27 protein-coding genes and 2 pseudogenes are annotated in these 26,042 nt (G+C 35.1%); 22 read left to right on the top strand and 7 right to left on the bottom strand.

Annotation, left to right across the window (positions count from 1 at the left end; all coding sequences use genetic code 11):
• Nucleotides 1-381 precede the first annotated feature (381 nt).
• A complete protein-coding gene (ccdA, locus tag BWGOE10_RS18040) occupies nucleotides 382-1,089 on the top strand; it encodes a cytochrome c-type biogenesis protein CcdA (RefSeq protein WP_070144406.1) in 708 nt (235 codons plus the stop codon).
• Nucleotides 1,090-1,180: 91 nt separating this feature from the next.
• Nucleotides 1,181-1,687 (top strand): CcdC family protein, encoded by a 507-nt coding sequence (locus BWGOE10_RS18035; RefSeq protein ID WP_070144405.1) that lies wholly within the window; start codon nucleotides 1,181-1,183, stop codon nucleotides 1,685-1,687.
• 147 nt (nucleotides 1,688-1,834) lie between these two features.
• Here BWGOE10_RS18035 and BWGOE10_RS18030 read toward each other — a convergent pair whose 3' ends face one another.
• Both BWGOE10_RS18030 and BWGOE10_RS18025 read right to left on the bottom strand, forming a co-directional pair.
• Nucleotides 1,835-2,266 (bottom strand): DUF2621 domain-containing protein, encoded by a 432-nt coding sequence (locus BWGOE10_RS18030; protein WP_070144404.1) that lies wholly within the window; start codon nucleotides 2,264-2,266, stop codon nucleotides 1,835-1,837.
• A gap of 103 nt (nucleotides 2,267-2,369) precedes the next feature.
• Nucleotides 2,370-2,666 carry a hypothetical protein gene (locus tag BWGOE10_RS18025; RefSeq protein WP_044443662.1) on the bottom strand — a complete coding sequence of 99 codons (297 nt, stop codon included), beginning with the start codon at nucleotides 2,664-2,666 and terminating at the stop codon, nucleotides 2,370-2,372.
• A 245-nt stretch (nucleotides 2,667-2,911) separates the two neighbouring features.
• Here BWGOE10_RS18025 and BWGOE10_RS18020 point away from each other — a divergent pair, with 245 nt between their 5' ends.
• On the top strand, nucleotides 2,912-3,499 hold the full coding sequence (locus tag BWGOE10_RS18020; RefSeq protein WP_081338179.1) for an AAA family ATPase: 588 nt from the start codon (nucleotides 2,912-2,914) through the stop codon (nucleotides 3,497-3,499).
• Nucleotides 3,496-4,059 (top strand): annotated as a pseudogene (locus tag BWGOE10_RS18015) (DJ-1/PfpI family protein); the annotation flags it as partial. The gene BWGOE10_RS18020 and the pseudogene BWGOE10_RS18015, both read left to right, overlap by 4 nt.
• A gap of 16 nt (nucleotides 4,060-4,075) precedes the next feature.
• Here the strand turns inward: BWGOE10_RS18015 and BWGOE10_RS18010 are convergent.
• The gene (locus BWGOE10_RS18010) at nucleotides 4,076-5,023 is read right to left on the bottom strand and encodes a class I SAM-dependent methyltransferase (protein WP_070144402.1); all 948 of its coding nucleotides are present in this window, start codon (nucleotides 5,021-5,023) and stop codon (nucleotides 4,076-4,078) included.
• A gap of 196 nt (nucleotides 5,024-5,219) precedes the next feature.
• Here BWGOE10_RS18010 and hutP point away from each other — a divergent pair, with 196 nt between their 5' ends.
• From hutP to BWGOE10_RS17955, 11 genes are all read left to right on the top strand, one after another.
• A complete protein-coding gene (gene hutP / locus BWGOE10_RS18005; RefSeq protein ID WP_000926519.1) occupies nucleotides 5,220-5,660 on the top strand; it encodes a hut operon transcriptional regulator HutP in 441 nt (146 codons plus the stop codon).
• 102 nt (nucleotides 5,661-5,762) lie between these two features.
• On the top strand, nucleotides 5,763-7,280 hold the full coding sequence (hutH, locus tag BWGOE10_RS18000; protein ID WP_070144401.1) for a histidine ammonia-lyase: 1,518 nt from the start codon (nucleotides 5,763-5,765) through the stop codon (nucleotides 7,278-7,280).
• Nucleotides 7,281-7,303: 23 nt separating this feature from the next.
• Nucleotides 7,304-8,962: a urocanate hydratase gene (hutU, locus tag BWGOE10_RS17995; RefSeq protein WP_070144400.1), complete on the top strand. Its 1,659-nt coding sequence runs from the start codon at nucleotides 7,304-7,306 to the stop codon at nucleotides 8,960-8,962.
• Nucleotides 8,963-8,974: 12 nt separating this feature from the next.
• Nucleotides 8,975-10,246, top strand: coding sequence for an imidazolonepropionase (gene hutI / locus BWGOE10_RS17990; protein ID WP_070144399.1), 1,272 nt, complete (start codon nucleotides 8,975-8,977; stop codon nucleotides 10,244-10,246).
• A complete protein-coding gene (gene hutG, locus BWGOE10_RS17985; RefSeq protein WP_070144398.1) occupies nucleotides 10,225-11,196 on the top strand; it encodes a formimidoylglutamase in 972 nt (323 codons plus the stop codon). The genes hutI and hutG overlap by 22 nt, the downstream gene beginning before the upstream one ends.
• A gap of 306 nt (nucleotides 11,197-11,502) precedes the next feature.
• Nucleotides 11,503-11,964: a CarD family transcriptional regulator gene (locus BWGOE10_RS17980; RefSeq protein ID WP_171903127.1), complete on the top strand. Its 462-nt coding sequence runs from the start codon at nucleotides 11,503-11,505 to the stop codon at nucleotides 11,962-11,964.
• A gap of 604 nt (nucleotides 11,965-12,568) precedes the next feature.
• A complete protein-coding gene (locus BWGOE10_RS17975; RefSeq protein WP_070144397.1) occupies nucleotides 12,569-13,696 on the top strand; it encodes an alkene reductase in 1,128 nt (375 codons plus the stop codon).
• Nucleotides 13,697-13,767: 71 nt separating this feature from the next.
• Nucleotides 13,768-15,342 (top strand): FMN-binding glutamate synthase family protein, encoded by a 1,575-nt coding sequence (locus tag BWGOE10_RS17970; protein WP_070144396.1) that lies wholly within the window; start codon nucleotides 13,768-13,770, stop codon nucleotides 15,340-15,342.
• Nucleotides 15,343-15,827: 485 nt separating this feature from the next.
• Complete coding sequence (locus BWGOE10_RS17965; protein ID WP_070144395.1) at nucleotides 15,828-16,766, top strand: ring-cleaving dioxygenase; 939 nt, start codon at nucleotides 15,828-15,830, stop codon at nucleotides 16,764-16,766.
• 27 nt (nucleotides 16,767-16,793) lie between these two features.
• Nucleotides 16,794-17,408: an alpha/beta hydrolase gene (locus BWGOE10_RS17960; protein ID WP_070144428.1), complete on the top strand. Its 615-nt coding sequence runs from the start codon at nucleotides 16,794-16,796 to the stop codon at nucleotides 17,406-17,408.
• A 209-nt stretch (nucleotides 17,409-17,617) separates the two neighbouring features.
• Nucleotides 17,618-18,409, top strand: a complete 792-nt coding sequence (locus tag BWGOE10_RS17955; RefSeq protein ID WP_070144394.1) for a phosphotransferase — start codon at nucleotides 17,618-17,620, stop codon at nucleotides 18,407-18,409.
• Between the two features lie 122 nt (nucleotides 18,410-18,531).
• Here BWGOE10_RS17955 and BWGOE10_RS17950 read toward each other — a convergent pair whose 3' ends face one another.
• Nucleotides 18,532-20,064 (bottom strand): BA3702 family sensor histidine kinase, encoded by a 1,533-nt coding sequence (locus BWGOE10_RS17950; protein WP_070144393.1) that lies wholly within the window; start codon nucleotides 20,062-20,064, stop codon nucleotides 18,532-18,534.
• Between the two features lie 235 nt (nucleotides 20,065-20,299).
• On the opposite strand from BWGOE10_RS17950, the gene BWGOE10_RS17945 reads away from it, so the two are divergent.
• On the top strand, nucleotides 20,300-20,671 hold the full coding sequence (locus BWGOE10_RS17945; protein WP_070144392.1) for a VOC family protein: 372 nt from the start codon (nucleotides 20,300-20,302) through the stop codon (nucleotides 20,669-20,671).
• A 20-nt stretch (nucleotides 20,672-20,691) separates the two neighbouring features.
• On the opposite strand, the gene BWGOE10_RS17940 is transcribed toward BWGOE10_RS17945, so the two are convergent.
• A complete protein-coding gene (locus BWGOE10_RS17940) occupies nucleotides 20,692-21,501 on the bottom strand; it encodes a YitT family protein (protein ID WP_070144391.1) in 810 nt (269 codons plus the stop codon).
• A 151-nt stretch (nucleotides 21,502-21,652) separates the two neighbouring features.
• Between BWGOE10_RS17940 and BWGOE10_RS17935 the strand changes: the two genes are divergently transcribed.
• The 3 genes from BWGOE10_RS17935 to BWGOE10_RS17925 are packed head-to-tail and all read left to right on the top strand — an operon-like array spanning nucleotide 21,653 to nucleotide 23,193.
• Complete coding sequence (locus tag BWGOE10_RS17935; RefSeq protein ID WP_070144390.1) at nucleotides 21,653-22,456, top strand: protein phosphatase 2C domain-containing protein; 804 nt, start codon at nucleotides 21,653-21,655, stop codon at nucleotides 22,454-22,456.
• Between the two features lie 15 nt (nucleotides 22,457-22,471).
• Entirely contained in the window at nucleotides 22,472-22,924 is a 453-nt protein-coding gene (locus BWGOE10_RS17930) for a peptidoglycan recognition family protein (protein ID WP_070144389.1), read from the top strand.
• A gap of 17 nt (nucleotides 22,925-22,941) precedes the next feature.
• On the top strand, nucleotides 22,942-23,193 hold the full coding sequence (locus BWGOE10_RS17925) for a DUF2164 domain-containing protein (RefSeq protein WP_002111161.1): 252 nt from the start codon (nucleotides 22,942-22,944) through the stop codon (nucleotides 23,191-23,193).
• A gap of 22 nt (nucleotides 23,194-23,215) precedes the next feature.
• Here BWGOE10_RS17925 and BWGOE10_RS17920 read toward each other — a convergent pair whose 3' ends face one another.
• Both BWGOE10_RS17920 and BWGOE10_RS17915 read right to left on the bottom strand, forming a co-directional pair.
• Nucleotides 23,216-23,428 carry a CsbD family protein gene (locus tag BWGOE10_RS17920; protein ID WP_070144388.1) on the bottom strand — a complete coding sequence of 71 codons (213 nt, stop codon included), beginning with the start codon at nucleotides 23,426-23,428 and terminating at the stop codon, nucleotides 23,216-23,218.
• 171 nt (nucleotides 23,429-23,599) lie between these two features.
• Entirely contained in the window at nucleotides 23,600-24,412 is an 813-nt protein-coding gene (locus BWGOE10_RS17915) for a GNAT family N-acetyltransferase (RefSeq protein WP_070144387.1), read from the bottom strand.
• Between the two features lie 151 nt (nucleotides 24,413-24,563).
• On the opposite strand from BWGOE10_RS17915, the gene BWGOE10_RS17910 reads away from it, so the two are divergent.
• From BWGOE10_RS17910 to BWGOE10_RS17900, 3 genes and pseudogenes are all read left to right on the top strand, one after another.
• Nucleotides 24,564-24,767, top strand: a complete 204-nt coding sequence (locus tag BWGOE10_RS17910; RefSeq protein WP_070144386.1) for a hypothetical protein — start codon at nucleotides 24,564-24,566, stop codon at nucleotides 24,765-24,767.
• Nucleotides 24,764-24,985, top strand: a pseudogene (locus BWGOE10_RS17905) (GNAT family N-acetyltransferase); the annotation flags it as partial. The gene BWGOE10_RS17910 and the pseudogene BWGOE10_RS17905, both read left to right, overlap by 4 nt.
• 260 nt (nucleotides 24,986-25,245) lie before the next feature.
• Nucleotides 25,246-26,034, top strand: coding sequence for a helix-turn-helix domain-containing protein (locus BWGOE10_RS17900; protein WP_070144385.1), 789 nt, complete (start codon nucleotides 25,246-25,248; stop codon nucleotides 26,032-26,034).
• The last annotated feature ends 8 nt before the right edge of the window (nucleotides 26,035-26,042 follow it).

Raw genomic sequence — 26,042 nt, 5'->3', positions numbered from 1 at the left:
TTTTATAGAATAATAATAAAAGTATGATATTTATGCATAATCTTGAAATTAATAATAATTAAAGTATTGTAAAATCAGTTTTACGTTGTATAAAGACAGCATTTGAAAAAAATTTTTTAGGGTCAATATGTGTGAAGTTAATTGTAATGTACAAATGATTTGAGAAACTGTGGAACCTTTGTTATGTTAGTAACAATTAGAAAGAGTTTCATAATTCAATTGAAATTTTTCTATATAATAGAAGGAAATGAAAACGTTTTATTAGAAAATGTGTGAAAGGGTAGTTTTTCTTATTGTCACGTTGGAAAAGTGAATTCATGAAATGTCCATAGTATTTTCAATTGTTTTTGCTACAATATTGAAGAGGAGAGGAGTGGAATAATGCAAGATATTAGTATTTTTTTAGCGTTTGGAGCTGGGTTCTTATCATTTATATCCCCGTGTTGCTTACCGCTTTATCCGGCATTTTTATCATACATAACAGGTATGTCGGTTTCTGAATTGAAAGAAGAAAATGCAATGCTTCGCAAAAGAAGTATGATACATACAGCGTTTTTCTTACTTGGGTTTTCTATTATATTTATCGCAATTGGATTTGGTACAAGTTTTATCGGAGGAGTTTTTACGGATTATAAAGATTTAATTAGACAGTTAGGTGGTATATTTATCATCGTGTTCGGTCTTATTATTGTCGGTGTATTTAAGCCGAAGTTTCTAATGCAAGATCGTAAATTTACTTTTAAAAACCGTCCGAGTGGTTATTTTGGTTCAGTTTTAATTGGATTGGCATTTGCTGCTGGATGGACACCTTGTACTGGTCCTATATTAGTGTCTGTAATTGGATTAGCTGCAACAAATCCAGAATCGGCAATGATTTATATGATTGCTTACATACTTGGATTTGCAATTCCCTTTTTCATACTTTCATTCTTTATTACGAAAATGTCTTGGATTAAAAGAAATAGTATGGCGTTCATGAAAGTCGGAGGATACATTATGATCGTTATGGGGATCTTCCTATACTTTAATTGGATGACGAAAATTATCGTATATTTCTCAAGTTTATTTGGTGGATTTACCGGTTTTTAGTATTATTCTGTGAAAATGTTGGAAATACTAACGGAAAAGCATATAATGAAATTATATTTTGCGTATAGCCACAAAAAAAGGATGAGAAAATATGAACATAGTTCTTTTATCAAGTATCGTTGCTGTTGGTATGGCTGTCGGTGCGATGTTTATTCGTTTAAAAGCAGCTAAGAAACCTGCAACATTGAAAAAAATTATACTCCCACCATTTTTTATGAGCACAGGAGCACTGATGTATGTTTTTCCAGAATTTCGATTAACTCCAGCAGAAATGTTAGAAGCGATTGGTGTCGGTTTATTTTTTTCTATTTTTCTTATTAAAACATCTAAATTTGAAATACGCGGACAAGAGATTTATTTGAAGCGTTCAAAAGCATTTGTATTTATTTTAATTGGATTACTTGTAGTGCGTATCGTGTTTAAAACATACTTAAGTCAATCTCTTGATTTAGGACAACTTAGCGGCATGTTCTTCTTACTTGCGTTCGCGATGATTGTTTCATGGAGAATTGCAATGTACCGTTCCTTTACGAAATTACAGAAGGAAATGGAAAAAGAAGATGGCTTTTATAACGAAAAAGATATGAAGCTAACGTGAAAACTGTATATGTATAAAATAAAAAAGACAGCGTTTTTTGACGCTGTCTTTTTTATTTTATATTGTTAACATCCTCTGTCCCAGCCACGACGTATAAAACGTTTACCATTGATTTTAACTTGTTGAAAATAGGGAAAAAAATGAAGATTACTTTGCAAGTAAAGATTTATAGTTAGAATAATCAATCTCTTTTTCTTGCAGTTTTTTAACTAAAAATTTATGGTCACGCTTCGGTGTGGCAACGATATATCCTTTTATAATTAAATCTTGTGTAATTCTCGATGCATTCTCTTGAAGTGCAAGTTCACCAATTTTACCAGCAATTTTTGATTTGGCAACGTCACGAAATAGTTCAGGTACAGGACTTACGAGTTCTTCTAACAATTGTTTTTGTTCGTCATCCCATAAATGTCTCGTTTTATTTATGTAGTGTTCTTCCCAATCTAAAATGGACATACCGTCTTCTTTAGGTATCCGTTTTAGGAATTTTCTGAACATAAAATATCCACCAATAGACATAAGTCCTAATAATACAACAGTCCAAACGACAATAAACCAACTAAACCATCCTTCTAGCAATCGTATTCCCCCTTAACGAAAGCAGTTTTCTTTTATTTATATTATAAACAGTGAGATTAATAGAAAGCAAGAACGCTTGATCATTTTGACCAAGCGCTGTGATTTAAACGAAGTATAGTTGTTCAACACATAAAATATCATTGTCATTTTCTACATATTCAATGATGAGTGTGCCAACTTTACGATCTTTATCTTCAGTTGTGAAAATAGAGTAAGAAGTAAAACGTGTTGTTGATAGGCCGCTTATATGTGTAGGTAAAGGAATGTAGTCGTTATCGCGGAAGAATTCCATCAGTTCAATATCTTCAAATTCTTTTCGGTCAACTTGTTTGTTTGTATAGCGGCGTTGAAGTTGTTTTAAAGATTCATTCCAAGAAATTGCTTTTGTGTCGTATACCATTGTTCTATCTCCTTACTGTATGTAATTATTAAGAACATACGTTCTAATCTAGTATACTCTTTTTATAAGAAAAGGGAAAGCAAAAAATAATGTAAGCTTGGATTTCCAAGCTTACATTATTGATGCGTCCGTCATAATCTCTATTTTTTATTATAAGTTAGATAAGAATAAGAAACAAGATGATATATATTTTGTTGATAGTTTTCAAAATTCTGTTTATTATCTATGTATCACAGTACAAGGGAATGAGAGAGATGGCATACGTAGTTTCACTCCAAGGACCAATGGCAAGTGGAAAAACAACATTGGCAAAAAGGTTAGAACGGAAAGGGCTACCCATTATATACGAAAATCCTTACCCAATTGTAGAAAAACGAAAAGAATTAAACTTAGATATTTACACAAAAGAAGGGTTTATTGCAAATCAAAAAATGTTCATTGAAGCAAGAATAAAAGAGTTTCAAAATGCAAAGGGTTCGGTCGTAATTTTTGATCGTGGGCCAGAAGACATTGAATTCTATACAGTTTTTTATCCGAAATTAATAGGGGAAGAGTGGGATATAGAAACAGAATTAAAAGATGAATTGCATAAGTTAAGAGAATGCCGTTCGGATGCAATTTTTTATTTAGAAGTTTCGAAAGGGATTTTATATGATAGAAAAAATAATGATAGGGCAAGAGATCGAAGTACATTTGAGGAACAGTTTAAATTAGTAGAAATTGAAAAGGAATGGTATAAAAAATTTCCTGTAACTTATGTGGACACGGATAGATTATCAGTAGACGAATTAGAGGCATATTTTATAGGGTGGTTAAAGGAGAGAGGGCTATGAAAAAAATATTATTATTCGTATACCCGACATTTGCAGAGTTTGAAATCACGGTAGCGACAGCATTGCTGAAAAAGAAATATGAAATCATTACAGCGGGTTTAACAAAAGAATTGATTATAAGTGAAACGGGCATGCAAGTACAGCCGCATATAGAATTAGGTGAAGTGCGTGTGGAAGAGTATGAGGGGATTATCATTCCGGGCGGAGATGAAATACATATGAAAGAGGCAGAACTGCTTTTTTCAGTTATTCGTCAATTTTCTGAGCAAGAAAAATTAGTGGCAGCGATTTGTGCTGGACCGTATGCGTTAGCAAGAGCAGGTTTATTAAAAGAAATTTCTTATACAGCGACTATAGATTATCAAAAATTAGATTGTTTCTCAGTAGAAAATTTTGTGTATACAGAAGTTGTACAACACTCAAATATTATTACGGCACAAGGACATGCATTTGTGCCATTTGGAATAGCGATTGCCTCTTATTTTGGAGTAGCGAATGAACATAATATAAATTTTTATAGTGGAAAGGGCAATATAATGATGGAGAATCTTTTACCGGAAAAAAAGCTAGCAAATGCTAGCTTTTTTTCTTTTTACATTGATAAATCACTAACGTTTTCGGATCGCTCCATATACCATCATGAATTGTTAATTCATTTTCTATTTCTTTTTTCAGCCAGTCCTTCATTTCAATGTGCAGGGACATATTATCAGGTATATTCAAAGACGGAAACATGCTAGAAATATAGTTTACGATTGGAGTGGCGCGATGAAAAACAAGTGCATTATGAATAATTGTTTCTTCAACAGTTGAAAAAACAGAGTGTAATAGATCTTTACCATTTTCTAAACAAAATGGAGCTGCTGACGGTGATGTTTTTGGCAAATCAAATGCGACTAACATTTTGTTACACATTTCATCTATACGAGGTAATGAAACTTTAGAATTTGTTGTAGCTAAAAGGGCACCGCCAGGACGAATTATCTTATGGAATCCTTGAATAGTTTTTTCGATATCTTTCACGTGGTATAACATATGCCTTGCGATTATCAGGTCATAACAATTAGCTTCGAAAGGAAGTTTACTAGCGTCACCGAGTTTCCATTCAATCATATTATTCGTTATAGCGGCTTCAGAAAGCATGGTTTTCGATTGATCAAAGCCGGTTAACTGGCCTTTATGACCATTGTTTTGCAAAAGGGAAAGGAATTTTCCATTAGCGCACCCGACCTCTAATATTTTTTCTTCCCCTTGGAGTTGTAAATGTTCAATGACGACTTCATCTACATTCACGTGTTTCTCTTCGAAATGTTTATGCGTATCGATACGTGTTTGTAAATGGTTACTTACGTTGTATTGGCGTTTTACATCATTCATTTTTTCACATTCCACCTTTATGCAAAATTGCTGAATTGCATGTGTTAATACGTCTGTTTTATTTAAACCTTCGTAATGGAGTGCCGATTCAAACCTTGCAAGTAATTTTTCTTCAATTCGAAAATGAATATCTTTTCGCTTCGCCACTGAAATCTCGCCCCTTTGCATCTGTTAGTGAGACTATAGCACGTCTGAAAAAAACCTGTAAATAAATTGTGTACACAAGTATGAGGGGGATAAAAAATTGCTTGAATAATATTTTAAACTATTGACGATTTAACCGTTTTCATATATTCTTAAATTAAGTAATATTCAAATAATTCAAAAGAAATGAGAGAGTCACATGCTTCTTCAAGGAACACATCGAATTGGTCGTATGGCCATGCTGTTGGCACTTGCGGATGAGAATGAAAGTCCCGTATTATCTATTCCGAAAGGTTGGAAATATTGTACTGGGAAAGTTGGTTCTATGAATTCGCAAAAAGTAGTAGCAGCAATGGAAACGGCGGCTAAGAGCAACCGAGTTATTGAAACAGATGTTTACAGAGAAACACATGCACTTTATCATGCAATTATGGAAGCTTTGTACGGAGTGACGAGAGGTCAAATTCAGTTAGCAGACGTTCTTCGTACAGTAGGACTTCGCTTTGCGATTGTGCGCGGTACACCATACGACGGAAAAAAAGAAGGCGAATGGGTTGCTGTTGCACTTTATGGAACGATTGGTGCACCTGTAAAAGGATCTGAGCATGAGGCGATTGGTTTAGGAATTAATCACATATGATTTGCCCATAGTCTATTAGTTAGAAGGGGGCCTTATTTTTTAGGACAGAAGTCTGTCTTAAAAAGATAAGGTCCCCTTTTGCCTTTATAAGGAGGAAAAAGAATGATTACGTTAACAGGACATACATTGACAGTTGAAGAAATGAAGAGGTTGTTACTTGAAGGTGAAGGTGTAACAGCTTGCCCAACTAGTATGCAAAAGGTAGCAGAGTGCCGCGAAGTAGTTGAGAAAATCGTAGAGGACGGAAAAGTCGTTTATGGTATTACAACTGGATTTGGAAAGTTTAGTGATGTGCTTATTCAAAAAGATGATGTAAAGGCACTTCAGCACAATTTAATTCAGTCACATGCGTGCGGAATAGGCGATCCATTCCCGGAAGAAGTATCACGCGGTATGTTAATTTTACGAGCTAATACGATGTTAAAAGGAGTATCGGGTGTTAGACCACTTGTTGTAAATATGCTTCTTGAGTTTGTAAATCGTAAAATTCATCCAGTCGTTCCGCAACAAGGGTCACTAGGAGCGAGTGGTGATTTAGCACCTTTATCTCATCTTGCTCTCGTTTTATTAGGTGAAGGTGAAGTGTTCTACAAAGGAAAACGAGTTCATGCGATGGTTGCTCTTACAGAAGAAGGAATTGAACCTATTGAACTTGAAGCAAAAGAAGGTCTTGCGTTAATCAATGGTACACAGGCGATGACAGCGCAAGGAGTTCTTTCTTATATAGAAGCTGAAGCAACGGCTTATCAATCTGAATTAATTGCTTCTATGACAATTGAGGGATTGCGCGGCATTATTGATGCATTTGATGAAAATGTTCATAAAGCGCGTGGTTATAAAGAGCAAGTGGAAGTAGCAAGCAGAGTTCGTGACATCCTTCATGATAGTAAACTTATTACAAAGCAAGGGGAACTTCGGGTACAAGATGCATATTCACTTCGCTGTATCCCGCAAGTGCACGGTGCTTCTTGGCAAGTTTTAAATTATGTGAAAGAAAAATTAGAAATTGAGATGAATGCAGCAACAGATAATCCACTTATTTTTGATGGTGGGGAAAAAGTAATTTCTGGTGGTAATTTCCACGGTCAACCGATTGCATTTGCGATGGACTTCTTAAAGGTAGGAATGGCGGAACTTGCAAATATTTCAGAGCGTCGTATTGAGCGCCTTGTAAATCCGCAATTAAATGACTTACCACCATTTTTAAGTCCAGAGCCAGGACTTCAGTCAGGTGCAATGATTATGCAGTATGCAGCGGCTTCACTCGTTTCTGAAAATAAAACGTTAGCACATCCGGCGAGTGTAGATTCAATTCCATCGTCAGCTAACCAAGAAGATCATGTAAGTATGGGAACAATCGCTTCACGTCACGCACATCAAATTATTCAAAATGCAAGACGCGTTCTTGCAATTGAGATGATCTGTGCGATGCAAGCAGCAGAATATCGTGGGATTGAAAACATGAGTACAGTTACGAAGGTCTTCTATCATCAAGGTCGTCAGCAAGTGCCTTCTATTACAAATGACCGTATATTCTCAACGGATATCGAAAATATCGCGCATTGGTTAAAAACGAACTATTCAATAAAGGAAAGATTGGATGTAAATGCAGCACTATAAAACGAGAAAAGGGAGAGATTGAAATGGAAAAAGTACACCAAACAATTCGTGCGGCAAGAGGTACTGAGTTACAAACGAAAGGATGGGTTCAAGAAGCTGCACTTCGAATGTTAATGAACAATTTAGACCCTGAAGTAGCTGAAAAACCAGAAGAATTAGTTGTATACGGCGGAATTGGTCGTGCAGCTCGTAACTGGGAAAGCTACCATGCAATTGTTGATTCATTAAAAACGTTAGAAAGTGATGAAACGTTACTTGTTCAATCAGGAAAACCGGTTGCAATTTTTAAATCACATGAAGATGCGCCTCGCGTTCTTTTGGCGAACTCAAACTTAGTACCGAAATGGGCGAACTGGGATCACTTCCGTGAACTAGAGAAAAAAGGACTTATGATGTACGGACAAATGACAGCGGGTAGCTGGATTTACATTGGAACACAAGGGATTTTACAAGGAACATATGAAACATTTGGTGAAGCGGCACGTCAACATTTCGATGGTTCATTAAAAGGTACATTAACACTTACTGCTGGTTTAGGTGGTATGGGTGGTGCACAACCTCTTGCTGTAACAATGAATGGCGGTGTTGTAATTGCTATTGATGTAGATAAGCGCAGTATCGATCGTCGTATTGAAAAGAGATATTGTGATAAGTATACAGAATCATTAGAAGAAGCATTGGCTATTGCAAACGAGTATAAAGAGAAGAAAGAGCCTATTTCAATTGGATTATTAGGTAATGCAGCAGAAATTTTACCTGAGTTAGTAAACCGTAATATTATCCCTGACTTAGTTACGGATCAAACTTCTGCACATGATCCATTAAACGGTTATATTCCAGTAGGTTACACAGTAGAAGAAGCAGCGAAACTTCGTGAAGAAGATCCAGAACGTTACGTACAATTATCGAAAGAAAGCATGACAAAACATGTGGAAGCAATGCTTGCAATGCAAGAAAAAGGTGCGATTACATTTGATTACGGAAATAACATTCGTCAAGTTGCTTTCGATGAAGGTTTGAAAAATGCTTTCGATTTCCCAGGATTCGTTCCAGCATTCATTCGTCCGTTATTCTGTGAAGGAAAAGGACCGTTCCGCTGGGTAGCTCTTTCTGGTGATCCAGAAGATATTTATAAAACAGACGAAGTTATTTTGCGTGAGTTCGCGGATAATGAACATTTATGTAATTGGATTCGTATGGCACGCCAGCAAGTTGAGTTCCAAGGTCTTCCATCACGTATTTGTTGGCTTGGTTATGGTGAGCGTGCAAAATTTGGCCGCATTATTAATGAAATGGTGGCTAATGGCGAATTATCAGCACCGATCGTTATCGGCCGTGACCATTTAGATTGCGGATCAGTAGCATCTCCAAACCGTGAAACAGAATCTATGAAAGACGGTAGTGATGCAGTAGCAGACTGGCCAATTTTAAATGCATTAATTAACAGTGTAAACGGTGCAAGCTGGGTGTCTGTTCACCACGGTGGTGGCGTTGGTATGGGTTATTCACTTCACGCTGGAATGGTTATCGTTGCTGATGGAACAGAAGCAGCGGCAAAACGTATTGAACGTGTATTAACTTCTGACCCTGGTATGGGTGTTGTTCGTCACGTTGATGCAGGCTATGAATTAGCGGTTCAAACTGCGAAAGAAAAAGGCGTTAACATTCCAATGATGAAATAAGGAGGAAGAAACATGCTGGACACTTTACTAATAAATATCGGTCAATTACTAACAATGGATCAAGAAGATGGCTTGTTAAGACGGGAAGCGATGAACACGCTTCCTGTTATTGAAAACGGTGCTGTTGGAATCGAAAATGGCGTGATTACTTTCGTTGGAACAGCGGAAGAAGCAAAAGGATTACAAGCGAAAGAGGTTATTGATTGCGGCGGGAAAATGGTTTCTCCTGGTCTTGTTGATCCGCATACTCATCTTGTGTTTGGTGGATCTCGTGAAAATGAAATCGCGCTGAAATTACAAGGAGTTCCGTACCTAGAAATTTTAGAACAAGGCGGAGGTATTCTTTCGACTGTAAATGCAACGAAACAAGCATCGAAAGAAGAACTTGTTCAAAAAGCTAAATTTCATTTAGACCGTATGCTATCTTTCGGTGTAACAACCGTAGAAGCGAAGAGTGGTTACGGATTAGATGATGAGACGGAATGGAAACAATTAGAGGCAACTGCACAATTACAAAAAGAGCATCCAATTGATTTAGTTTCAACATTTTTAGGTGCTCATGCAGTTCCGAAAGAGTATAAAGGAAGATCGAAAGAATTTTTACAATGGATGTTAGATTTATTACCAGAAATGAAAGAGAAGCAATTAGCTGAGTTCGTTGATATTTTCTGTGAAACAGGTGTGTTCTCTGTAGAAGAATCAAAAGAATTTTTATTAAAAGCGAAAGAGCTTGGCTTTGATGTGAAAATTCATGCAGATGAAATCGACCCCCTTGGTGGTGCGGAAGCAGCAGCTGAAATTGGTGCAGCATCAGCGGACCATTTAGTTGGCGCTTCTGATAAAGGAATTGAAATGCTTGCAAACTCTAATACAGTAGCAACTTTATTACCAGGAACAACCTTCTATTTAAATAAAGAAAGTTTCGCCCGCGGTCGCAAAATGATCGATGAAGGTGTTGCGGTTGCTTTAGCTACAGACTTTAACCCAGGTAGCTGTCCAACTGAAAACATTCAGCTTATTATGAGCATTGCGATGCTGAAACTGAAAATGACACCAGAAGAAGTCTGGAATGCCGTAACGGTTAACTCATCTTATGCCATTAATCGAGGCGATGTAGCTGGGAAAATTAGAGTTGGTCTTAAGGCGGATTTAGTTTTATGGGATGCTTATAATTACGCTTACGTACCGTACCATTACGGCGTAAGTCATGTAAATACAGTATGGAAGAATGGTAATATTGCATATACAAGAGGTGAACAATCGTGGAGCACGGCCACTATTTAAAGAAAAATGCAAAGTTTATCGATCGTGAAGTAACTAAATGGAGCGAAATGATTAAAGATTGGGAGGAAGGGGAGGAAATATTCGGTGCTGCCTTAATTGGAGCACCCCTTTCTAAACCATCTATTAGTCATTCAGGAGCATGTTTTGCACCAAAAACAATTCGTTCAATGTTAGATGCATATAGCACGTACGCAATTACAGAAGAACACGATATGAAAGAAAGTATTCTTCATGATTGCGGTGATATTACGATGCATGTGACAGATATAAAAGAGAGTCATAACCGAATTGCGAAAACAGTTGGTCACTTGACGAAAGTAAATCCGAAAATGATACCAATCGTTCTTGGTGGTGACCACTCGATTAGTTTTCCGAGTATAACTGGTTTTGCAAATAGTAAAGGGAAGGTCGGTATTATTCAATTTGATGCCCATCATGATTTACGTAATTTAGATGATGGTGGTCCATCAAATGGTACACCGTTCCGCAGTTTGCTAGAAAATGATGTAATTAAAGGAAAACAACTCGTTCAAATTGGGATTCGTAATTTTTCAAATGCACGAGCGTACCATGAATATGCAAAAGAGCATGGCGTGACAGTGTATACAATGAAAGATGTAAGAGAGCGAGAAATAAAAGATCTTATTTCAGAAAGTATTGAAGTATTAAGAAAACAAGGTGTGACTTCTATTTATATTTCTCTTGATATGGACGTACTAGACCAAGCGTTTGCGCCAGGCTGTCCAGCAATTGGCCCTGGTGGAATGGATAGTACAACTTTACTTGATGCAATTGAATTCCTTGGTAAAGAGCCACTCGTTCAAGGGATGGATATAGTAGAAATTGATCCAACTCTTGATTTTAGGGATATGACGAGTAGAGTAGCTGCGCAAGTGATTATGAGCTTTCTTTTAGCGCGAGAAACGATTAGTAAACAGGTTAGTATATAAGCGAAGAATCGTGTGTGTGAAGTTTTGAAGTAACCGTTTTTGTCTTTCATGTTTCACATTATATAAAAATACATCGCTACTTATATGTAGTGATGTATTTTTTTGTTTTACAAGGTATATAAAATTGGAGGAAATGGGTGTGAAAAGGTAACAAAAATGCGGGTTTTTTAGTGTTTCTGTACAGATTGAATTTTTATGTGTAAATAAATTGACATGGAAAATAATTTTGTGATATTATAAAAATTTTGCTAAAAAAATAAATGTGTGTTAAGATTGAGAAGGTTACCATATATGGAGGTGGATTATTTGTTTCAAATTGGCGATAACATCGTTTATCCAATGCACGGAGCAGGTATAATTAAAGCCATAGAAGAAAAGGAAATCTCAGGAGAAAAACAACAGTATTATGTCATAAAAATGTCGGCTAGTAATATGGAAGTAATGATTCCTATGGGAAAAATATTGAGTTCAAATATACGACCAGTTACGGATATAAAGGCATTAACAAACATAATAGATATTTTTCAGCACGGGGAATCAGACAGATTACTGACGTGGAAACAAAGGTATAAATTGAATACAGATAAAATAAAAACGGGTAAAATACAAGAAGGTGCTGAAGTTGTACGTGATTTATTACGTATGCAGAAAGAAAAAGCACTTAATGCAAGCGAAAAGAAAATGTTAGATAACGCACATGAATTTTTGATTAGTGAACTGGGATTAATTGAAGGTATCACAGAAAATCAAATAAAAAGCTTTTGTTAAGGTTCATTACAAATAATATATTACATCCCAAAAAAGATCTTGAATTTTTTGGGAATATAATTATAGAAAATCAATCATTTCAAAGACATTCAACTCTTTCAAACCACTTTTAAAGCATTAACCTCTTTTATTATTACTACAATTTAATCCATTTTTATTTTTTAATTTCTTTTACGAATGTTCGAAGTTTAAGTAAATACTTCGATAAAATAGTTACTTGATTTTTGCAATCCTGATTCACACTGGCACGGACAAGGAGCCGTAAGGATGAAAGAGAGGTAGGGCTTTCATTGTTTTAGGTATATATAAGTTTTTATTTTTAGAAGAATACTGAGCCATTCTCATTTCTATTGTTAAGAGATTTTCCATATGTGAGGAGATAATAATTGTTTATTTTCTTTATGTAAAAGAGATAAACGAATTGTTAGCCTTATATGGTCAACTAAAAAAGGTTTCCTAATTAGGAAACCTTTTTAATTTTTGTTTTTATTATTCTGTTTGTTTAATATGTGAATATTTAATGGTAAAGGCGTATAAATTGACGTTACTATTTAAAAGTAAGTATGATGCGATTATAGTAAGTTTTTTATAAGGGGGAAGAAAAATGACAAGTTCAAACAATAAAGCAGCAAATATTTATGCAGGAACAAATATAAACGCTTGGGGATCTTTTGAAAACATTGATGAAACAAAGGTGTTTGATCCGATTCAAATTGGATCTTGGTCTCTTCGTAATCGCATAGCGATGGCACCGATGACGAGATGTTTTGCAAATAATGAGACTGGGGTAGTTGGTACTGATGTAGTAGAGTATTACCAAAAACGTGCTGCTGATGGGATTGGATTAATTATTACAGAAGGAATTGTCATTAGCCCGAGAGCAAAAGGGAATCCGGGAGTACCAGGTATTTATACACAAGCGCAAATTGATTCTTGGAAACCTGTTACAGAGGCAGTACATAAAGAAGGCGGAACGATTATTGCTCAAATATGGCATGTTGGACGTATGAGTCATCACGAAATAATTGGTGGTCAAATGCCGCAAGCGCCGTCTGCTATTGCTGCGGAGGGTAATGTTCCGCGTTTTCGTAAACCGTTTGATACACCAGAAGCAATGACAATAGAAGAAATAAAAGAAGTTATCGGTCAATATGCACAAGCTGCAAAGAACGCAATCGAAGCTGGATTTGATGGAGTAGAAATTCACGGTGCACACGGATATTTAATTGATCAATTCACTTATGAGTTTGCGAATAAGCGCACAGATAAATATGGCGGGGACTTAAAGCAAAGGTTAACATTTATGAAAGAAGTAACCGAGGCTGTAATAGAGGCAGTTGGAGCTGATAAAACACTTCTTCGCTTCTCTGCATTTAAAGGTGATAATCCTGCTTATATGTGGGGAAATCCAGAACTTGCGATTGAAACGTTTGTAAATATGTTTAGAGAAGTTGGATTAACAATGATTCACCCTTCAACGATGAATTATACGCAAGTTATTGCTGACGGAAAGAATTTTCATCAATTAGTAAGAAAATATTGGGATGGTACTATTGTTGGGGTGGGTAATTTGAACCCGAAAGAGGCAGAAGAAGCATTTCAAGAAGGAACAATTGATGTAGCGGCGTTCGGAAGACCATTAATCGCTAACCCAGATTTTGTTCATCGAATTAAAAATGCTGAAAGTTTAGTTGAATATGACGCGAAAGAGCATCTTGCTACGTTAGTGTGAATAAGGATAAAAAGAGAACACATCGAGTGTTCTCTTTTTATTATGGAATTTCATATATAGGGGGAAGCGGAATGAGTGAAGCGCTACTCGTTATTATTAGTATATTGCTCTTTTTGATGTTACTTTTAATTGTCTTTTTTATCATTACATTTTTTATTAAAAAACGGACGCATCATTCTATATTAAAACTGCATCCATACTTAGGTAGAATGCGCTATTTACTCGAAAAAATAGGCCCGGAATTTCGGCAATATTGGTTTGATCATGATACTGAGGGAAAGCCCTTTTCGCGCTACGATTTTCAAAGTGTTATGTTTCTAGCAAAATACCGTTCTGAAATACTTGGTTTTGGATCAAAACGGGATTTTGAGGAATCTGGCTATTATATTGCTAATACATTATTCCCCACATTAACAGATGAATTAAGTGTGAATCTCACGCAAGAACGTGAGGGGAAAAAGTATATGATTCATAAAGAAGGGTTATTTTCAAGAAGAGAAAAATTGACAGCGGATACAACAAACCTTTGGTTGTATGAAGAAGATGATGCAATTATAGTCGGCGGAAATCGTAAATATCCATGGAAACTGTATGGGATGTTTGGAGCGTCAGCGACATCTTACGGTGCAATTGGAGAAAATTATATTTTATCAGCTGGGTTTGGTGCAAAAATGGCAGGTGGTTCGTGGATTAATACTGGGGAAGGGGGCGTTATTCCAGAACATTTACATACGGGTGCGAATATCGTTGCACAAATTGGTCCGGGATTATTCGGATACCGTGACGAGGACGGGAATTTTTCGATGAAGGAATTTATGGAGAAGGCGAAAGAAAGTAATATTAAAGCGTTTGAATTGAAATTTGGGCAAGGAGCAAAAATACGTGGTGGTCATTTAGAAGGACAGAAGGTAAATGAGAAAATCGCTTCCGTTCGGAAAGTACGAGAAGGAGAAACGATTAATTCACCAAATCGTTTTTCATTTATTAGTAGTGCCGCAGAGGCTTTATATTTTATTCAAGATTTACAAGAAAAAGGTGGTAAACCAGTGGGCATGAAAATTGTAATTGGTCAACAGAAGCCTTTGGAAGATTTATTAAAAGCAATGAAAGAATTAAACATCTATCCAGATTTTATTACAATCGACGGTTCAGAAGGTGGATCAGGTGCAACGTATAAATCGATGGCAGATAGTATGGGGCTTCCTCTTATACCGGCATTACTTACATTTATTGATACGGCAAATCATTTTGGTGTCAGGGATAAACTAAAGGTGTTTGCCTCCGGGAAGTTAATCACACCAGATAAAGTGGCGATTGCTTTAGCTATTGGTGCAGATGCTGTAAATTCAGCACGCGGATTTATGATGGCAAGTGGTTGTATTATGGCGCTTCAATGTAATTCAGGACAATGTCCATCTGGGGTTGCAACTACGAATCCGCACTACCAAAAAGCGTTAGATCCGTATGAGAAGAAATGGCGAGTAATGAACTATATTATTAGTATGAGATATAGTTTGTTTTCATTAGCGGCGGCAGCGGGAGTAAGGAGCCCACGCTATTTAACGAGAGAGCATATTGTGTTTAAAGATGAGATGGGGAGAGTAGTTCCACTTTCAGAATTGTTTCCTTCCGTAATTGGGAAGTAAATATGTAGCTGAACAAAAAATGTGAGTGAAAAGTCATACATTTGTATGGCTTTTTTAATTATGGGAAAAGTAGAAATTTATTACATGAATGTTCCCGCTTGTCTGTTGCTCTTTTTTAAACAAATTATTTGATGAAGATGAGTTATCAGAATATTGTTTTTGATGAAAAAATGAAACGATATACGCATTGACAATAAAAATTAATTAGACTATAATAAATCTCGAATTCAAGATATTTTTGATGGATAGTCAAAATCATAAAATCAATATTTTAAATATAATCATAAAAATTGTAGTTTTTCTGTAAATTATCTCGAATTCGAGATAATTTCTAAGCGAGATGAAATGTGTTAGTTTTTGGAGAAACACCTCGAAATTGAGATGAAGTACTATTGCGGATTGAACTTTATCATATGGACAAAATGAATAATGAATTTTAGCGAATAAACGTTTTTTATAATGCAATAAAAAAGGGCGTGGAGAAAATGGAAAAGAAGACGATGGGGATTCACCATATTACAGCAATCGTAGGTCACCCACAAGAAAATGTAGATTTTTATGCAGGTGTGTTAGGATTGCGTTTAGTAAAACAAACAGTGAATTTTGATGATCCAGGTACGTATCATCTTTACTTTGGGAATGACGGAGGAACACCAGGAACTATTATTACATTTTTCCCATGGGCAGGTGCTCAGCAAGGTGTTATTGGAGATGGTCAAGTAGGGATAACTTCTTACGTTGTACCTAAAGGTGCTATGGGATTTTGGGAAAAGAGATTGGAGAAGTTCAATATTTCGTATACAAAAATGACTCGCTTTGGAGAAAAGTATTTGGAATTTGATGATCCACATGGTTTGCATTTAGAGCTAGTTGCAAGAGAAGAAGGCGAGTTAAATACTTGGAGCTTTGGAGAAGTTACGTCAGAAGTAGCTATTAAAGGATTTGGTGGGGCAGTTCTTTTATCGGCACAACCTCAAAAAACTGCCGAATTGTTAGAACATGTAATGGGACTTGAAAAGGTTGGAGAAGAGGGCGAGTTTATGCGGTTCCGTTCTTCAGCTGAAATTGGAAATGTAATTGATTTAAAGATACATTCTATCGGACGTGGGCAAATGGGTGTTGGAACGGTTCATCATATTGCATGGAGAGCTAGCGATGATACTGATCAATTAGACTGGAAAGAGCATGTGTCTCGCTTTGGATATGGTGTAACTCCTGTACAAGACCGAAATTATTTTAACGCAATTTATTTTAGAGAACACGGCGAAATCTTATTTGAAATTGCAACAGATCCTCCTGGTTTTGCTCATGACGAATCGTTAGAGACGATGGGTGAGGAATTAAAGTTGCCAGAGCGATATGAACAACATAGAAAACAAATTGAACAGACACTCTTACCATTTGAAGTGAGAAATCTAGACTAAAGTGATTGAAAGGGGAAAAGGAATATGATGAAACATGTTTTTCAAAAAGGAAAAGATACATCAAAACCAGTATTGTTATTGCTTCATGGCACAGGAGGAAATGAATTAGATTTATTACCGCTTGCAGAAAGAATTGATCCAAAAGCTTCTGTATTAAGTGTTCGTGGAAATGTATTAGAAAATGGGATGCCTCGTTTCTTCCGCCGATTAGCAGAAGGTATTTTTGATGAAGAGGATCTTATTTTCCGTACGAAGGAATTAAATGAATTTTTAAATGAAGCAGCAAAAACGTATGAATTTGATAGAGATAATATCGTAGCTGCTGGGTATTCAAATGGAGCAAATATTGCAGCGAGTTTATTATTCCATTATGAAAATGCATTAAAAGGTGCCATTCTTCATCATCCAATGGTCCCAAGAAGAGGGATAAAACTTCCTAATTTAGTAGAGAAAGCAGTGTTTATTGCTGCTGGAACAAATGATCCAATTTGTTCACCTTCTGAGTCAGAGGAATTAAAGATGCTATTAGAAAATGCAAACGCTAATGTAACAATGCATTGGGAAAATAGAGGACATCAATTAACGATGAATGAAGTAGAGAAGGCAACAGAATGGTATGAAAAAATGTTTTCACATGCATAAATAGTAGACTAAATCGAGTATACAATCACAAAGATTGTATACTCGATTTTTTTGTTGAAATTTAAGGAATTAAAAGAGAATAGGAAAGTTATGTTAAAATATAAAGAAAAGCAAAGGGGTTCCTGTTTTGTTAATGAGCAGGAGTATAGAATAATTGGAAATTTGTTTTAAGTGTGTAGATTTTTCTAATAATGAGGGGGAACTATTAGATGTCAAATTACGAAAATGAAGAAATGCTAACGGGAGGGAATGTCTCAAACGTATATCGTTCGGAAGATACTGTTCGACGAGAATTAAAGCAAGGCAGTACCAAAATTCATAAGCTATTAAATCATTTGGAAAACAAAGGTTTTAGTTATGCACCAAAGTTTTTAGGTATTGATGATAAAGATAGAGAGATATTATCATTTATTGAAGGGAAAGCTGGTAATTATCCTTTAAAAGAGTACATGTGGTCTAATGATGTTTTAAAAGAAATAGCGAAGATACTCCGTCTTTATCATGATGCTGTGAGTGATTTTCCTTTATCAGATGATTGGAAACCAATGGATAATACTCCAAATAAAATAGAGGTTGTATGCCACAATGATTTTGCAATATATAACATTATTTTTAATAACGAAAAACCAGTAGGTATTATTGATTTTGATGTTGCTGGTCCTGGACCAAGACTTTGGGACATAGCCTATACTCTTTACACTTGTGTCCCATTAAGTAGAGTTTATTATACGGAAACAGGTGAGGCAGTTTATTATAATTCATTACAGCATGCGGAACGTATAAAGCAAAGAGTTAAATTGTTTTTTGAATCTTACGGTGGGGGTATGGAAGAAGATTATCTGGAGATGGTATTGCTACGATTAGAAGGGCTATGTAAATATATGAAAAGAAAAGCTAAAGAAGGCGATATGAATTTCAAAAAAATGATAGATGAAGGACACCTTGAACATTATGAAACCGATATTAAATTCATTCGTGAACATGGAAGAGAGTGGATGTAATGAAATGCGTTTTATACAAAAATAAAGCTCAGAGTCATATAGGGACTTTGAGCTTTTTAGCGTATTAGTGTAGATGTTTTCCACAATAACTGAACTACTTATAATATCTTGTAGATGTATAGTTACGAGTTTGTTACAGGCTGAGATGTAGCAATTGGTAATTGGATATCGACAGTTGTTCCTATGTTTAATTCACTTGAAATGAATAATTTTCCGTGATGCTCTTGAATGATTTTATAGCACATCATTAAGCCCAGACCAGTTCCTTTTTCTTTCAAGCTATAAAAAGGTTCGCCAAGACGAGCCATGCGCTCTTCAGGAATCCCGCAACCTTCATCGATAATGCGTATTGAAACAAAATCATTTTCTAACGAAGTTGTTTGAATGAATATGTTACCACCATCAGGCATCGCCTCAATCGCATTTTTTACTATGTTAATAAAAACTTGTTTTAATTGATTACTGTCACATTGAATGTCAGAAATATAATCGAAATGGTCCATGATGATATGAACGCTATGCATAATTGCTGTTGGTAAAATAAAAGTTACAACTTCTTCAATTAATGTTTGTACGTTGCATGTATGAATAGATAACACTTGTGGTTTAGACATCGCCATAAATTGGCTTGTTATAGATTCCATTTGTGAAATCTCACTCAACATAACGTCCACATACCATTTATTTTCCTCATTTATTTCTGGATGTAATAATGTTAAAAATCCTTTTAATGAAGTGAGTGGGTTTCTAATTTCATGTGCAATTCCAGCTGTCAGTTGTCCTACTACTGCAAGCTTTTCGGATTTTCGTAATAACTTTTCAGTTTCTTTTAGTTCGGTAACGTCCCTTCCCATCACTATAAGACCTTTGCGTGAGCCATCAGGATGGAAAAGTGGGACTTTTGAAATACTTAAAACTAGGTCGAAATCATCTCTATGTATAATAAATTCCTCTCCGTGAAGAATTTGTCCTTTTTGCCATGTTAGTTCATCGACTTCTTCACAATGCAAAAAAGATTCGCGGTACGCTTCGTTATATTGAATGAGTTCATTGTCTCTTTTTCCATGATAAGGTACGTTATGGAAATTGAAACAAGAAAGCGCATAATCATTTGCTTCAAGCCAGCGTCCTTCATGATCCTTAAAAATAACAAATGCAGGCATTGAATTCATTAATGTGCGTAATCGTTTCTCACTCTCTTGTAATACTTTCTCAATTCTTTCTGATTTTTCAAGGGGTTTCATAATGGCGTATACACCTGTTAAACGATTTTCAACAAAAATAGGAACTAACTTTGTTACGGCATCTAGTAAATATCCGTCTTTATGATAAATAGAGACGATATACTCTTTTTGATTATCAGCTGCAGTATTTTTTATGTATTGTAGTACTTGATCAGAAATATGTGCTTCTAAAATAGAAGTGATTGTTTTTCGCTCTAATTCGTTAGAAGTATAACCTAATATTCTTTCAGCAGAGGGGTTAATATGTAAAATAACTCCTTCTAAATTCAATGAAATAATACTATCAGGGTTATGTTCAAAAAGAGATGCATACATTTCTGCTAAAGAACGATTTTGTATATGGTTTCGCAGGCGTCCCGATACGTTTGGGTGACGCTTTTTTTGAGTAGATGAATATTTTTTACGACTCATAATATTTCCTCCGTACAACTGGCATCTAAAAAAGATGGATCTATTAATAACTATAATATAGGTGTGATGTGTATTTCTATAAAAAATGGAAATTACCGAATAAAATTTATTTTCTTCATTTTGGTAAGGGATATAAAATAAGTAATAAGAGAAGCTTATATTGTTTTATTGATTTTCTGTAAGTTACAGAGATGCGTTTTCGTTATAACATTAGAATAGAAGAGGGGGAAGGAATATGAAAAATTATATTCAAGGAATTGATCATGTACAAGTAGCTGCGCCCGTAGGATGTGAAGAAGAAGCGCGAGAATTTTATGGTAATAAAATTGGTATGGAGGAAATCCCAAAGCCAGAGGAATTAAAGAAGCGTGGTGGGTGTTGGTTTAAGTGTGGAAATCAAGAGATTCATATCGGAGTTGAGCAAAATTTTAATCCAGCTAAAAAGGCGCATCCAGCTTTTTATGTTATTAAAATTGACGAATTTAAACAAAAATTAATACAACAAGGTATTAAAGTGATAGATGATAATGCACGACCAGATGTGATTAGATTTTACGTGTCAGATCCGTTTGGAAATCGAATTGAATTCATGGAAAATAAAAACTAGGTGGAGGTCCACCTAGTTTTTTACACTTTTCTAAACAATCCTAATACTTCAACAGTCTCCGTAATATTAACGAATGCATGAGGATCAATTTCGGAAATCGTTAGTTTCATACTTGCTAACTCTTCACGAGAAACGACTGTCATAAGTACACGTTTTTTTTCGTTTGAATAAGCACCTTCACCATCAAGTAACGTAATTCCGCGTACTACAGTTGAAAGAAGCTTTTTTTTCATTTCTTCCGCTTGATTTGTTACAATCATAAGTGTAACTTTACGATGTTTTGTATGAACGGCATCAATTACTTTACCAGTTACATAAATTGAAAGTAAGCTTGTAAGTGCTACATCCCAAGTGAAGAAAAATCCTGCAATGACAACAACAACAGTATTTAATGCAATAAGGAATCCACCAAGTTTAATATCTCGCTTACGAGATAACAACATACCGATAATATCAAATCCACCAGTTGAACCATGGCAGTTAAAGACAAGACCAATACCAGCTCCCGCGATAACACCACCAAATACAGAAGATAAAAGTGGGTCTGTTGCTACGACTTTTACAGGAATATAATATAGTGCAACAGATAATACAATTACAGAGACAACGGTGTTAAAAATTACTTTTTTTCCAAGACCTATGTATCCTAAAATAAGGATAGGTAAGTTCAATACAAAGTTAATAATGCCTGTGTTTACAGGGGTTGCAATTCCTAAAATAATAGCAATTCCGCCAATTCCACTACTTAAAATTTTATGGGGGATAAGGAAAAGATTAAAGGCTATTGCAATAATAATAGAACCAAAAATAACACCAAGAAATCTGACCATCTTTTTCCCGTCCTTCACTAAAAAATCATATTATTTCAAGATTATATATGAAATTGAAAGTTTTAGGTAAAAACAGTTTATTTCGGAAAATTAGATTAATCTAAACAATTTGAGTATTTTAGTATTTGATGATTTGAAAGGGGATACAGATATGAAGATAACAACATATCAACAGAAAAGTCCTTTAAAACAAGAATGTGAGGATTCATTTTTTTGTAATGAACATAACATGATGTACGGTGTATGTGATGGTGCAACGCCACTTGTTCCATTTTGTGACGAAGAAGGACATAATGGAGCATACATCGCTTCGCATTTATTTGCAAGTCATTTTACTTCGTTACGGGAGATTAATAGTTTACAAGGTGAAGTTGCAAAGGCGAATGAATTATTGCAAAACAAGATGCTAGAGTACAAGGTTGATACGAGAAAAAAAGACCATCTATGGTGTACATGTATTGCAGCAGTTCAAATAGAAGGCGAGAAACTTGAATATGCACAGTTCGGTGATTGTATGATCGTTGCAATACTTCAAAATGGAGCGATCAGAGTATTAACGAAAGATACAGTTAAGGGAATTAGTAAACGTGCAAAAAAGAAGAGAGAAAAGGATCGTAAAGAAGGATTACCAGTCCCGGAAGAACACGTTTTTCAAGATGTTCGGGAGCAGTTAAAATACAATCGCTATCTTGCAAATATGCCAAATGGCTATTCAGTTGCAAATGGGATGAAAGAAGCAATGACTTATTTACAACATGGGGAATTACATGTAGCTGACGTAAGTGGAATCTTTATTTGTTCGGACGGATTGTTCCACCCAGAGTGGTCGTTAGAACAAACTGTAGCATATATAAGAAAGAATAGTATAAAAGAATATGTAGCAATCATTGAAAGGCTAGAAGGAGAAAATAGAATAAGACCAGATGATAAAACAGTTATTATGATCGATTTGTAAGAGGAGGATGTTCATATGGAAATTAAATGTGCAAATTTAACATTTCAAAATGAGTTAGTTCCTTTAGAAAAAGTAAATAAACTGATTATCCACCATACGTCAGAAGATGGATGGGATGTGTATAAAACTCACGAATTTCATCAAAAGGTAAGAGGATGGAGCGGGATTGGTTACAATTATTTTATTGAAGAAGATGGAACTGTATTCGAAGGGCGAGGTTTACATATTGGAGCACATGCGAAAGATAATAATAGTAATACAATTGGAATATGTATGACGGGAAATTTTGATAAATATGATCCAACTACTGCACAAATGAATTCATTATATTCTTTATGTAAAATGTTTATGAAGCAGTTTGCCATAGAGAAAAGGAATATACTCGGCCATAGGGAGTTAGAAGGGGTTACAAAAACTTGTCCAGGAAATCGCTTTTCTATGGTAGAGTTAAGAAAAGTATTATCTTAAATATAGAGGAGTAACTCATGATGATGAACATAAAAATACCGACTGATAAAAAAGAAGAGCTTGTAGCACAAATTCAGCAATTTTTCGTTGAAGAAGATTTAGATGAGATTGGACGTTTTCAAGCAGAACGTTTAATAGAAGAAATGATTAAATTAGTAGGACCATTTGCATACAATCAAGCAATTGGAGATGCAAGAAAACTTGTAACTGAAAAGTTATCAAATATTGAAGAAGATTTATATGTGTTAGAGAAGAATGAGGGTAAATAAAAAAGAGCCAGATGGCTCTTTTTTATTTGTTTTCTTTATGTTCTTTATATTCATGTATTTTCTCTTTTATATTACCGACAGTATCTTTTGCATTACCTTTTACTTTATCCCATTTTCCTTCGGCTTGTAATTTTTTATTGTCAGTTACTTTCCCAACAACTTCTTTTACTTCGCCTTTTACCTTATCAATGGCACCTTCTACTTTTTCTTTTAAACCATAATCATGTTTAGTCATACATTTCTCCTCCTTGTAGTTTGATTAGAATTCTCTTTTCATATTGCAAGTTGAATGATGTATCTAATAATAGCGTAACAAATCTAGTTTGAATATTCAAATGAGTAACAGGATAGAAAGATAATTGTCATAAAATGTATACATTCGTAATGGGAAGAAAAAGAAAGTTAATTATATGTCTTTCGCAGTCCATATTGATTTTGTATAAGCGATTTTCATATGGGCACGTTCCATATTATTTTGACTGCCGCTACCAAATCGAGATTGTCCAACTATTAAATTGCAATTGGATTCAACAGCGGTCTCAATTCGTTTTTGAATTAATGCGGTATGACAACCTTTACGTTGGAATTTTGGCAAAGTAGCAGAAGCAGCTAGTGAGGCGACACCTTTATTTATATAGAGTACCCCTATACTAGCTGGAGTGTTTTGAACTTCGGCTATGAAAAAATGCCACCCTGGTTGATTGTAAAGAATTTCATTATTTTGACGAACGCCATCTTTTGTAAATGAAGGCATATTAAATCCTTGAACATAAATATCTGCAAAAGTATGAAATTCATTTTCTTTCAGTTTGCGTACTGAAATGTTAGAAGGGGGAAGCGGAAAATCTTGTCCCGGTATACTATATAAAGCGGTATGGAAGCTAGATTGGTAAAACCCTTTTTGAGATAAGTATTGAAATAGTTCTGTTGTGCCTTGAGCCGGTGTAATTTCAAAACGACAAGGGATTTGTAGTGATTGATAATAAGAGATGATTGCATCTAACTCATCTGTATTTGTAAATGTAATGCCTTTTACCGTATTAAAAGCAGGACCAGCAATTACTTTTGATGAAAAGGCAGTGGCACTCTTGAACTTTTTCATTTGTACTTGCATTGGATTTCCAGCTATCGCTTGTAATGTCTTTAACCTAGAAGATAGCATATCTATTTCTGCGTTTTCAATTTCACTTACTGTATCGAGTGTCATAATAATACTCATAAAATTCCTCCATAAAAAAATATATTCGTAGTATATATACGATTTTTCTAATAGGATTCCTGTTGAAATGTAAGAGAATAAGAGGTTTTTTGGAAGGGAAATGGAAGTGAACTGTCGAAGGGAGTGGAAACAGATTAAAGGTGGTGCTCTCATGAAACAGAAAGGCGTGCAGACATGCCCTAATTGTGGTTCTCAAAACATAGGAGAAGGTGAGTTTGTCGGATATGCACAAATACGGAAAAAGGAAACGATGTTCACATCATCGCCAGTAGATGCTTATATTTGTACGGATTGTGGCCATATTCTCTCATTAAAAGTACGAAATTATGAAAAGTTTAAACAAAAGCCGTTATGATTGTTGAGAAGTGGTCGTATCCAACGTTGTATACAGAACGTCTTATCTTAAGAAAAATTGATATGAGTGATATTTTACATATATATGAGTATGCCGTAGATAAAGAGATGTCAACGTATACTGTATGGGATGCTCATCAATCGTTACATGACACACAAAAATATATAGAAAAAATTGTGAGCGGGTATGAGGAAGAAAAAGTAGCTCCTCTTGAAATATTTCATATTAAAAACTCCTTTAAATGAATAAAGGAGTTTTTATTTATATAACAATAATTACCTTTAATTGTTATAATTGGTCATTAAAAGTAATTATTTTATTAACGCCATAATCATAGAAGAAAAACAGCTGAATCGTATACAAAACGGCTATATAACATAATCGCAACCGTAAGTTGACAAAGTGCAACCGCAGGAAGATAGAGATAAGAGCAATGTTTACATACAATTTAGTTAAGAAAACAAAGGGGGACACACATATGGGATTTGGTGAAAAGTTATTTAAATTAAGAAAGGAAAAAGGCCTTTCTCAAGAAGCGTTAGCTGAGAAATTAAACACGACAAGGCAAGCGGTTAGTAAATGGGAAAACGGTCAAGGTTTTCCTGAAACTGAAAAGCTAATAATGATTGGAAATGTATTTGAAGTATCGCTTGATTATTTATTAAAAGAAACTGCTGAGCAAAGTAATGAAAAGGAGCATGGATATTATGTAAGTAAAGAAATGGCAGAAGGGTATATCGTATATGGGCAAAAAATTTCTAAATATATCGCGTTAGGGTTTAGTTTGCTTATTTTATCTACAATACCGTATTTATTATTTAAAGAAGATATAACAATGTCTACATTCCTTGTAATTATTATTGCTGTCCTTGGAATTGGAGCGATGATGGTACCTGTAACGATAGAAGAGAGTCGATACAATGTATTAAAAAAAGAAGAATTACTATTTGATCCAAACTTTTTAAAAGAATTGACAAAAAGATATGCGACTATTAAAAAGAAGTATGCTGCAGTAGTGATCGTTGGATTTTGTTTCATAGCAGCAGGAGCGATACCATTTTTATTTGAGAAAAAACGAATTACTTCAGGAGAGCTCGTGCAGTATTATCCTTATTGTGTTGTACTTATTGCTATCGGGTTTTATCTTTTTGTTCGTGTTTTAGGAGTGTTAGAGACGTATCGGATTTTAGTAGAAAATAAAGAATATAGTAATCGTATTATTTTCAAACTAAAAAAGAAAGTGAGAGAAAAAGTGGATAATTTTTAATAGGAGAA

The sequence above is a fragment of the Bacillus mycoides genome, from assembly GCF_001757995.1.
Classification (GTDB): domain Bacteria; phylum Bacillota; class Bacilli; order Bacillales; family Bacillaceae_G; genus Bacillus_A; species Bacillus_A mycoides_B.
Note: the sequence above shows the minus strand (reverse complement) of the source record. Positions and strands in the feature narration are given on the sequence as shown.